Annotated in this window: 9 protein-coding genes; 7 read left to right on the top strand and 2 right to left on the bottom strand. The window is 58.5% G+C overall.

The genetic code is table 11. The features are described from left to right. Positions 1–1,292 precede the first annotated feature (1,292 nt). Entirely contained in the window at positions 1,293–1,439 is a 147-nt protein-coding gene (locus BLV07_RS47890; protein WP_176945921.1) for a hypothetical protein, read from the bottom strand. Between the two features lie 79 nt (positions 1,440–1,518). Between BLV07_RS47890 and BLV07_RS33350 the strand changes: the two genes are divergently transcribed. Beyond that, a complete protein-coding gene (locus tag BLV07_RS33350) occupies positions 1,519–2,097 on the top strand; it encodes a DUF2939 domain-containing protein (protein WP_091894433.1) in 579 nt (192 codons plus the stop codon). 2,041 nt (positions 2,098–4,138) lie between these two features. After that, positions 4,139–4,477 carry an H-NS histone family protein gene (locus BLV07_RS33360; RefSeq protein WP_091894407.1) on the top strand — a complete coding sequence of 113 codons (339 nt, stop codon included), beginning with the start codon at positions 4,139–4,141 and terminating at the stop codon, positions 4,475–4,477. Between the two features lie 691 nt (positions 4,478–5,168). On the opposite strand, the gene BLV07_RS33365 is transcribed toward BLV07_RS33360, so the two are convergent. After that, complete coding sequence (locus BLV07_RS33365) at positions 5,169–5,912, bottom strand: IS5 family transposase (RefSeq protein ID WP_091894410.1); 744 nt, start codon at positions 5,910–5,912, stop codon at positions 5,169–5,171. Between the two features lie 375 nt (positions 5,913–6,287). On the opposite strand from BLV07_RS33365, the gene BLV07_RS33370 reads away from it, so the two are divergent. From BLV07_RS33370 to BLV07_RS33390, 5 genes are all read left to right on the top strand, one after another. Further along, positions 6,288–6,626 carry a P-II family nitrogen regulator gene (locus BLV07_RS33370; RefSeq protein ID WP_091894412.1) on the top strand — a complete coding sequence of 113 codons (339 nt, stop codon included), beginning with the start codon at positions 6,288–6,290 and terminating at the stop codon, positions 6,624–6,626. 37 nt (positions 6,627–6,663) lie between these two features. Beyond that, on the top strand, positions 6,664–8,046 hold the full coding sequence (locus BLV07_RS33375; RefSeq protein ID WP_091894414.1) for an ammonium transporter: 1,383 nt from the start codon (positions 6,664–6,666) through the stop codon (positions 8,044–8,046). A gap of 380 nt (positions 8,047–8,426) precedes the next feature. Then, complete coding sequence (locus BLV07_RS33380) at positions 8,427–9,245, top strand: alpha/beta fold hydrolase (RefSeq protein WP_091894416.1); 819 nt, start codon at positions 8,427–8,429, stop codon at positions 9,243–9,245. Positions 9,246–9,560: 315 nt separating this feature from the next. Next, a complete protein-coding gene (locus BLV07_RS33385) occupies positions 9,561–10,055 on the top strand; it encodes an HXXEE domain-containing protein (RefSeq protein WP_091894418.1) in 495 nt (164 codons plus the stop codon). Positions 10,056–10,252: 197 nt separating this feature from the next. Beyond that, positions 10,253–10,618: transposase (locus BLV07_RS33390; protein ID WP_143035561.1), on the top strand; the 366-nt coding region annotated here is incomplete at its 3' end.

Below are 10,618 nucleotides of genomic sequence, written 5' to 3' on the forward strand. Positions count from 1 at the left end.
CCGTGAAGGTTGCACCGGAAGTCATACGGCAGGGCGTTCCCTCCCAAGGTCGGGATTTATCCACCGCGGCCGGCCGCCGTGCCGTTGGACCGTTTGGACCCCGAATGTACTTCCGCTTGGAAGACTTCGGCGCGCGGGCTGCGCAGGGCGTATAAATCAGAATCCGCTTGCCCGTACAACTCGAAGACGCGTCATAGATCCAATCGCAAAGCGCAACCTCAGGAACGCATCGCGTCGATCGTGTGGGCGATCAGGATCGCTACGCTGACGCCGATGAGAATAACGAGGACCCAATTTAAATACACGTTCGCCTCCAATCTTTGGAATTGAACGCGCGTAATTATCCACAGTCAAAAACAACCGACCGAGATTATTAATTTCGGCTTTGGGCTGAGGATTCAAGGTAACTATTGCGTCCGCTGTCGGCCCCATCGATGGAATGCCATGAACAGAAGGACCCCGACAACCCACGCCGCGAGTGAGAGCAAGTAAATACCCACGGCAACCCCGACTCATCTTGAACTAGGGATTTAATTGGGAACTCGCGCTATCCGATGGTCAAGCCTGAGTTTCCCAAGAAACGGTTGATATGCACTCGCGTTTGCGGCCGTAATGGCTCTGGGTGCAGCCGCCGGTACGTCGGCCAGGCGCAGCACGAAGGAGTGCCTGCGGTCGCAACAACACTCTAGCTTTAAATGACCGGCATAAAAATATTTTACGGAGGAAATTATATCCTAAATTAATCCCACGCTCGCGAGGGGCCGCCAGTGCGAACCGGCGGGCACCGCTGTTGTCCCTCGAGGGCACTTGTGCAGGAACGTTTAGCCTGGCCCGGCGTCGAATGGCGTCCAAACCCGCGGTTCGCCATGGACAGAGCGGTTGCTTATGCAATTTCGACTTTCATCGTTCTCTTTGGCGTCTGGGATTATTGCTGCCGGCCTGTCGTCCAGCTCACCTGTCCTATGGATCGTCGTCGGCCTCGTCCCCATAGTCATCGGGCTTGTAAGCGCTTTCGGTCCCACCTGATGGGTTTGTCCCTTCCTGACGCGGAACGGCACTGATGCCCCTCGAGTTGTTCCCGGAGAGGCAGCCGTGGACCTGACCGAGATCGAGCGCGCGTTCTTAAAGCAGCTGTCTTCCGAATCGTGGATCAGCACTCCGCTGTCTCGTCGCGCGCCTAGTAGAGTACAATCCCCCAAGCATCGGGCAATACCGAATACCGCATTACCGCGCAGGGCTGTGCGGCCTTGAGTGGATAGCGTTGCCTCGCAGAAGCTTGGGACATCCTGCCGTTAGTTAAGCGTGTCTGCCTTTTCCGGATCGACGTTTTCGTGGTCGCTCACCTCGATCGCGTAATCGGTGCTTTGGTTCTGACCGTGTGTTTCGGACTGGCGGCCCGGAGCCTCGCAGTAGAGAAGGACATCGACTTCACTGGCCAATGGCGCGTCTATCCAGATGGAGGGCGCCACCAGCTCGGTAGCTTCGGGAACAAAGCCCGTTCACCTCGATTGCCGCTCCATGAAGTGGCTCGTCGGCATCGTTGCGGTCCTCCTGCTCTGCCTTGTGCTGTACGCCGGGTCGGCTTTCGTTTCCACGTTGGATCTGGTTTCGGCCATTCGGAGCGGGGACGCTGCTCAAGTCATGGCCCGAACGGATTTGCCGCGTGTCCGCCACTCTCTCGTCGACCAGGTTGTGTCCGCGTACCTCGACCAACTCGGCCAAAAGCGGCCGGTGCGACCATTAGAGCGAATGGCGATAAACGCGTTCGGCGCAACGATCGCCGATGACCTCGCGATCAAGCTCATGACGCCGGAAAATCTGTTCGCCCTTTTAAAGAGCGGCACTGTTCGCAACGGCGCGGAGAACATCACTTTCGGAACGATGTCGTCGTTGGCCGAGCTCGACATCTCAAACATCTTCGTTTTCGCCGGACGGATCACCCTGGTGAAGCCTGTCGAGTTTGCGTTGCTGCTTGGCGACAGTCAGGACGCCGGTAGGGTCAGCATGCATCTCTACGGGACGACTTGGAAGCTCTCGGGGATTGGGCTACCGCCGAAGGTCTTGGCGAATATGGTCGACCGGCTGCCGACGCGGTGACCCCCTTGCGCGAGCCCTCCCGCGCTCTCTGCCGTGACTGGTTGCACTTCGCTGGCACGGTCCTTGCCAATCCAGCCTATCTCCATCGGTCCTGGCAGGGAGCCGTTTCGCGATGAAACAGAATTCTCGAGTCCCAAAGCCCCGCAAGCCTACTCTGGCACACATGGTCTCCGATCTGGTGAGATTGCGTAAAGCAATGGAGGACCTTGAGGGGCTGAGAGAGAAGGTCCGGCTAGCAGAAGCCGCTCGCGTGTTGCACTAAGCCTCGATTTGAGCCGCCCAGGTAGGAACGCTGCAGCCTGGCACCGCATTCGCTTGTATGGAGCGGTTCTCTCTTCCTTTGATAGTGGCGGCCGCGGCGTCATCGCTGGCTATTGCGTTAGGGCACTCATTTCCGCACGGCATCGAGCAGCGGCCCGCCGCAGGCGCCGCGATTTCAAATGACACCGAGGTCCACTGTTCACCTGGCCGGAAGTCGACGGAATCGGCTGTCAATCTAGTTTAGGAGGCAAGTCTTCTGCGACCTCACTCCTCCGGGTCAAACCGAGTTAAGGACGTGTTTTCGCCTCGGTTGAGCAGCCCAAGCCGTCGTTCCAGCTCTTCCTTTTTCGCCAAGAGCCTTAGCGAGAGAATGTCATTGACTAGCGTGTGGAGTTGCCACAGCTCCTCCACAGACATGCTCTGCAACCGCTCCCGTTCCATGAATCCCCCGACTCACGGGCCATAGCTTGGAGTCACCAAACGGGGCCGGCAACGAGACGTCGGTTGAGGAGGCAAGGTTATCTACTTACAGCTTTGGCTTGGTTTCTGCGAAGCTGACCGAGCCACGCTTCCACGCAGATGCGTTTCAACGCGTCCTAGCAAGCAGCATTCGAAACGGATGTGAAGCTGAACCGAAAGTAGCTCCGGTCAGCTCGTCGACGTTAATCTAATTGACGCTGTTAAACGCTAAATTTGATTATGAACGATAATCATGATGATTCCACCTCAAAATCGAAAAATATCTTTGGGGAAAACATGGGAGGCCGGAATGGAAGTTGCCCGCCGCTTTCGCGCAATGAGGTTGCTTTGCCGACAGACTGCCGCGCGCCAACCTGAGAGAAGCTGGAAACTGCTCGCTGAGGCAGAGTACTGGGAGCATCTGGCGGCGGCGGTTTTGGCTCACTGAGCTTCGGCCGAGCGATCTTTCGTCTTTTCTCTTTTCATCGACTTCCATATTTTTGAGGCGGGACATGTCCAGAATGCGTCAGATTTATACTTGTGCTGTTCTGAATGAACGACGCCAAGCGCTTGTGGCGGAGCTTAGAGAAGTGGAGAAGCTTCGAAGCAAGCTCCGACACGTAGAAGCGAGAACAACCGGCACAAGACGGCGTGTTAAACCGGGCGGCAGAGCAAGAGCCGTGAACTAACTCGGCGGCGAAATGGGCCGTCTATTCAGGACGGAGTCGCACCGATTTCCGTTCGACGTTGCACCTTGAAAAACAGCAACGAGCCGATCGCCTTCCCAAAGCTCCACGTCGCGCTCGCCATACATTTGCTCGGCCCGACGTCTCGCCGCCTGCTCGTCGATGCAGTCAAACTTTGCGGCGCAGATCACTCGCCGGCTGCTGTCCACCACGAACACTTTGTACCGCGTGCTGGCAGTCCCATCCCAAAGGGGACCGTCGTCGTAATCGAATGTCCGTCTCAGGCTGTGCCAAACTAAGTACGGGCGAGCGGAAGCTTTGTAACGTGTGGCAATTCGGCCATTCGTGAACTCATCGATCGCGCGCTGGGCGCGTCAGATACACTGCCCAGTGTAGCGCGATCCAGTGGCGGTAAGTTTGTGATGTCATGATACCGGTCTGCGGGCCGTCAGCGAGGGTTGTCCCTGCACCAAATTAAATGCTCCGCCATGATATTACCGCCGTCGCGCCTTTCTCCCTACTTTCTTCCGCATTTAAATGTGGATTGTACGGCTAATATTTAGCTGGTGGCTTGTCTGCTCCTTCATTCCCGACTTGTCTGCTTGGGCCTTCTCCCGAGATTTCGGATCGGATCGATGAACACCGAACGCTTCAATTCGCTCTCCCTTGACGAGCTCTGGATACTTCACCAACAGGTCACCGCCAGCCTCACTCAGAAAATGTTAGTGCAAAAAGCACAATTGGAAGAACGGCTCCACAAGATTGGACTGGCCGACGCGACCACACGGTTCGATCGTAAGCGTCGCCCATACCCGCCCGTCCGTCCCAAATATCGCAATCCGAAGAACCCGGCGGAGACATGGTCGGGTCGCGGCAGGCTGCCTCGGTGGCTGCGGCCGCAGCTTCGAGGCGGCCGGAAGTTGGACGATTTCCTAATCGACCAGGCTTCGCTTCAAAAGCGGCAGACAAATTGAGCGCCTCGGCCGCGATCGCGTTGGGCCCATCCTCATTTTGGGCGATGATGCGGCCGAAGCCATGGCTTCGAGCGCGCCTAGAGGATCGCTAGGAGCGACGGTACGAGTTGGACGCCACAGGAGCTTAGGGAATCAATTGCACGACAGCTTAGCAAGGCCGGAGGCCGCGAATGTCCTCACTGCGTCTCGCATTGAGCCGAATGAAACGGGCAGCGGTCTCGCGAAATGGTTCGTTAGCTCCTCTGTGCCTAATCTTGGAGCGTGCCGCCCACCGCCGATGCGGCACATGGAATGGGAATGGGAATGCCGGCCCCGGCTGCTTGCCCCATCCTGCGGCTGGGGCCGTTTTGAACTTTCTCAGCATCGTTCAATCCGGGCCACAACCATGCTTAGAGGCATTGCTATCGCGCTATTTGGAATGGGCATCTTTTCTCAGCTTGATGGAGCGCTCTTCAGGGGACGCAATACTGAGGCCGTGATCAGACTTATGCGGGAGATCGGCCGCGGGTTTGGTTTTTAGACCCGCTGGTCATTTCGAAAATCGATTCCAGCCTCTGCTGCCCGAGCTCCGGCGCAGTTGGCCAATTCTTAAATGCGCCGCATTAGACCCGGGTATGAGGCTGCTCAGTTCGCCTGGCAGCCAACTGGCGAGCATCGGCTGCAACTTGGTCAAGTAGTGGTCGACGTCGCACTAGGACGCGGACTCATTAAGGCGCAGCCATAGCCTGATTGACGCGAGTTGAACGAATGCGAGGTAGTTGGCGGCGAGCCTATCGTAGCGCGTCGCCACCCGACGACATTGTTTGATCCTGTTGAAGAACCGCTCGACCTGGTTGCGAGCACGATAGAGATAGGGGCTGAAGCAGATCGGATCGCTGCGATTGCTTTTCGGCGGGATGTTGGCCCACGCGCCCTTCTTCATGGCAAGCTCCCTGATCCAGTCCGCATCATAGCCACGGTCGGCAAGCAGCATTGACCCGGATTTCAGACGAGACAGCAGTTTTCCGGCGAGTCGAACGTCATGGGCCTCACCCGGGCTCAGCGCCAGCCGTACCGGCAGACCATTGCCATCGACCACCGCATGGATTTTGCTCGTCAAGATCGATTGGCGCTGGTTCCTTGTGATGCAGGCTCCATGCTGATGCACGCGGACAATGGAGGTGTCGATCATCTGGACAGCGGCATCATGGGCAGTGGCAAGCGCTTCTATGATGCGGGCCCAAACACCGGCCCGCCGCCACCTAACGAAGCGGTTGTAGCAAGTGGTGTATGGGCCAAACGCCGTCGGCAGATCACGCCAGGGTGCTCCTGATCGGAGGACCCAGAAGATGCCATTCAGGACCCGTCTGTCGTTCACCCGAGGAACGCCACGCGGCTTGTTCGGCAGCATCGGCTTGATGGCGGTCCATTCATGGTCGGCGAGTTCGTAGCGCATGATTCGAGCCCCCAGTTCGGGAGTTTGAATCACGGCGGTCCGGCCAAACGCAACGCTCCTGGCCCGCTCTTGGTACGGCGCTTACGGACAGGAGCGGACATCAACCAGACCTCAATCTCTGCCAAATGCGTCGAAAATGACCCGGAGCGGAAGGAGGGGCAGACGGCGCTAGGCTCGATCGCCGCAGACCCTTGCCCGTTTTATGGGCGCGGATTGCCATCAGAAATGGCAAAAGGACAAGACCGTTCCGAGCTGGTGGGTTGGAATCGGTCCGTGTTTCAGTGGGTTACCCGCGGATCGCCAATGGCATGAATCTTGTTTCAAACTTAAAGTTGGCGTTGTCCGACCCTTGCATCAGGGAGCGGCAGGTAAGCCATGAAGCTGGTCACCGCCATTATCAAACCATTTAGGCTCGACGCGGTGCGGGGCGCGCTGACGGTTCTCGGCGTGCAAGGCATGACCGTGACCGAGATCCAGGGATTCGGCCGGCAAAAGGGACACAAGGAGATTTATCGCGGCGCCGAGTACGCCGTGAACTTTGTGCCGAAGGTCAGGATTGATCTTGTGGTCACCTCTGAGCAGGCGGACAGGGTTATTGCGGCGATACAAAACGCTGCAAGAACCGGAGAGGTGGGCGACGGCAAGATCTTCGTTTCGCCAGTCGAGCGGGCCGTTCGCATTCGCACCGGAGAGACGGACGAAGCGGCTGTATAAGCCTTCACCGACACCTCTTGCGACTAGGAGGGAGACAATGGCAAACGCGCGCCAAAGACTCGTGCTATTTGTGACGGCTCTCTTGGGGACTGCGCTTCTCTGTCTTGCATTCGGTGACGTCGCGCTCGCGCAAGACGCGGCCCCGGCAGCCTGCGGCGGAAAGGTTTTGGAAAAGTGCACTCCCAATTCCGGCGACACCGCGTGGATGCTCACGTCTGTTGCGCTCGTATTGATGATGACAATCCCGGGGCTTGGGCTGTTCTATGGCGGCTTGGTGCGCAAGAAAAACGCTGGCGACACGGTGATGACCAGCTTTGCCGTGACGTGCCTGGTCACGATCCTGTTCGCCATCCTGACCTACAGCTTGGCCTTCCGCGCCGGCACGCCGTTCGTCGGCGGGTTGGACCGCATGTTCCTGAAGGACATCCTAAGCGACATCGGCAAAGGCGGGATCGGCAACCCTAACCCGCTCGCGGCGACGATTCCCGAAAGCGTCTACATCTGCTTCCAGATGACGTTTGCGATCATCACGCCGGCGCTGATTGCAGGGGCCTTCGCCGAGCGGATGAAATTTTCCGCGATGCTCTGGTTCATCGGCCTGTGGGCGATCTTCGTCTATGCGCCGATCGCGCATTGGGTGTGGGGACCTGACGGTATCTTCGCCTCCAGCAACGACGCCGCCTGGGTCAAGGTGTTGGATTTCGCCGGCGGGACCGTCGTGCATATCAATGCCGGCGTGGCAGGCCTGATGTGCGCCATCATGCTTGGCAAACGCAAGGAGACAGGACCGGCCCATAACATGGTGCTGACCTTCATCGGCGCCTCGCTGCTCTGGGTCGGATGGTTCGGCTTCAACGCGGGATCCGCGGTCACGGCAGGCATGCAGGCCGGCATGGCGATGCTGGTGACGCAGATCGCAACGGCGGTCGCCGGCTTCACCTGGATGCTGGTCGAGTGGTCGCTCAAGGGCAAGCCGACGGTCGTCGGCATCTGCTCGGGTGCAGTCGCAGGCCTCGTCGCCATCACGCCTGCGTCCGGTTTCGTCGGCCCAATCGGCGCCTTCGTGATCGGCATCGCGGCCGGTGTCTTCTGCTACTGGGGATGCACCAGGCTCAAGGGTATGTTCAACTATGACGACGCCCTCGATTGTTTCGGCGTCCACGCCGTCGGCGGCATCGTCGGTGCACTGCTCACCGGCATATTTGCCATCGAGCAGTATGGCGGCACCGCGGGTGCTCTGGAAGGAAATCCGGCACAGTTCATCAACCAGTGCATCGGCGTCGCCACCGTCTTTGTGTATGACGCCGTCGTCAGCCTGATCATCCTGTACGGGGTCAAGCTGTTCGTCGGCTTGCGGGTGTCGGAGAATATGGAGCGCGAAGGTCTCGACCTCGCATTGCACGGAGAAGCAATACAGTAATCTACGTCGAGGAGGCGGCGTCCCGAAACGCCGACGAGGTGATCGAATAGAACTGCCAGTAACTGCGATGCATGAGGTCCAAATGGCCCGACGCAGACCTCCTTGAGGGGCTGCTCCTGTGTCCCCTATCGGGGTAAAGCGGACTCGTTGTGCTCACCACGAGTTATTCCGGGTGTGACCCATCTCGGACAGTCGCAACGAGGCAACCCCGGCAGTGAGAGACCCAGCCGGTATAGCTTCTACTTCGTGTTTCTTTGAAAGACGTAGCTTTGTCCTTCCATCATTATTCTGCCCGCGAAATTGAGTAACGCGCGGCTCAATGGATGAAATAATCGCAGTCCTTTCAATAAAATGTCCGACAGTGCAGATGGAGCGACTCGATGCCCACGATTACTACTAAGGACGGTGTAAACATCTTCTACAAGGATTGGGGATCAGGTCAGCCGATCGTTTTCAGCCACGGCTGGCCACTGACGGCGGACGATTGGGATGCCCAGATGACGTTCTTCCTTCGTCACGGGTATCGGGTGATCGCCCACGATCGGCGCGGCCACGGCCGGTCCGACCAGCCCAGCACCGGCAACGACATGGACCACTGGGTCGACGACCTCGCGGCCCTGACTGAACACCTCAACCTGCGCGACGCGATCCACATCGGGCACTCCACAGGTGGCGGTGAGGTGGCTCGCTATGTCGCCCGCCACCAGGAGCGCGTCGCGAAGGCGGTACTGGTCGCTTCACTGACGCCGAACATGTACCGGAGCGAGGATAACCCGTCAGGTCAACCCCCGGAGTGGTTCGAAGCGATCCGGGCAGGCGTGCTGGGCAACCGGTCGGAGTTCTACCGTTTCGTCCCCGAGAATCCGTTCTACGGCTACAATCTCGATGGGGCGAAGCCTTCGGAGGCGGTCATTGCGAACTGGTGGCGCCAGGGCATGGCCGGCGGTGCCCTCGCTCATTACGCAACCGTTGACTCCTGGCTCGAAGACTATACCGAAGACATCAAGTCGATCACCGTGCCTGTGCTGGTGATGCATGGCGAGGCTGATCAAGTCGTCCCATTCGCAAGTTCAGTGCCGCGTGCGGTCGACCTGCTCAAGAACGGGTCGCTGAAGACTTATCCCGGCTATCCCCATGGCATGCTCACCACGCATGCGGATGTCCTCAACCCCGACCTGCTCTCGTTCATCAGGTCTTGACGACATCTCTCATCCATCGCCTTCCCGCACGAAGGAGATGCCGTTTGCGAGGCGGCCTTTCCTTCCAGTTCAAGAGACGGTATGCGACAGCCGCTTTTTGGCCCATCGGCGAAGTGGCCAGCGAGCCTGAGGACGTCCGATCACCCGAGTAGACCGGAAGTGAACGGCGGCGTGCCAAAGCGGCGCTTTTGACCCTGAACTGACATTGTTGATCTGCATCAACTTCAGCCGCGGCAGCAGCGCGAAGAGGAGTGCCATGGAGGTCGCTGCCACGGGGATTGGGCGATTTATTGGAATCTATGCGGCAAGGAAACCATGACGTTTGGCTTCATTACCTGGCTCTTTGTGGCGGCGGTCGCTGCGCACAATTTGGAAGAGGCAATCTGGCTGCCAAGCTGGTCGCAGTCCGTGGGCAAGTGGCATCCCGCTGTCACCGCGTTTGAGTTTCGTTTTGCTGTTGTCATCTTGACCGTACTTGCAGCCGTGGCTGCGGCATTGGCCCATGGGCAGGGCAAAGGCAGCATCGGCGCGTACCTAATCACAGGTTACGCTCTGGCAATGTTGCTGAATGTGATTTTCCCGCATGTACTGGTGACACTAATACTCCGCCGCTATACGCCCGGATTGGCGACAGCAATCTTCGCGATCACGCCGGCAACGACAAGCCTGATCTGGTCGGCGTTCCGCGAGAACGTCGTCGAACTGTACCGATTTTTGGTGGTTGGACCCATCGAGGTTGCCAGCATATTGATTTCCATACCAATGCTTTTTTGGTTAGCTCGCAAGTCAGAACAATGCTGTTGGGCGTGAGATCGACGGGATGACGGGCGCGTGCCGCGCACGTCTGCCTCTGGCCCGTCGCTGCCGCATTGCACGGTCGAGGATATGTCGGCTGTCAGGGGTAGGCTGGACCTAACTTAAACCGGGCCAAACGTCGCGATTGACCCTGGCTGTGTGAAAACACAGTCCCGCTGTTATGATTCTCCCGTGATTCTGAGGGGGAATTGATGAGGCGCTTCGTTGAGGGGGCGGATCGTGGGCAACGGACGCTGCTGCCTGAATGCCTCGATGATTTCATTGACGAGAACAACGCTGTTCGCGCGATCGACGAGTTTGTCGATGCGCTCGATCTGGCCGAGATGTGCTTCGATGGAGTTGCGCCGGCGGCGACTGGCCGGCCGTCGTATCACCCCTCGGTTCTCCTGAAGCTTTACATCTACGGCTATCTGAACCGGGTGCAATCAAGCCGGCGGCTGGAACGAGAGGCCGGACGCAACATCGAGGTGATGTGGCTGCTGGGTCGGCTTGCTCCCGATCACAAGACCATCGCGGACTTCCGCAAGGACAACAGCCTGGGGCTGCGTAAGGTCTGT

The organism is Bradyrhizobium sp. Rc2d, assembly GCF_900099855.1.
Taxonomy (GTDB): Bacteria; Pseudomonadota; Alphaproteobacteria; order Rhizobiales; family Xanthobacteraceae; genus Bradyrhizobium.

Bases quoted from the DNA above. Each gene is read 5' to 3' on its own strand.
- BLV07_RS33350 (WP_091894433.1), top strand. From the start codon at position 1,519: ATGAAGTGGCTCGTCGGCATCGTTGCGGTCCTCCTGCTCTGCCTTGTG.
- BLV07_RS33370 (WP_091894412.1), top strand. From the start codon at position 6,288: ATGAAGCTGGTCACCGCCATTATCAAACCATTTAGGCTCGACGCGGTG.
- BLV07_RS33385 (WP_091894418.1), top strand. From the start codon at position 9,561: ATGACGTTTGGCTTCATTACCTGGCTCTTTGTGGCGGCGGTCGCTGCG.
- BLV07_RS33360 (WP_091894407.1), top strand. From the start codon at position 4,139: ATGAACACCGAACGCTTCAATTCGCTCTCCCTTGACGAGCTCTGGATA.
- BLV07_RS33365 (WP_091894410.1), bottom strand. From the start codon at position 5,912: ATGCGCTACGAACTCGCCGACCATGAATGGACCGCCATCAAGCCGATG.
- BLV07_RS33380 (WP_091894416.1), top strand. From the start codon at position 8,427: ATGCCCACGATTACTACTAAGGACGGTGTAAACATCTTCTACAAGGAT.
- BLV07_RS33375 (WP_091894414.1), top strand. From the start codon at position 6,664: ATGGCAAACGCGCGCCAAAGACTCGTGCTATTTGTGACGGCTCTCTTG.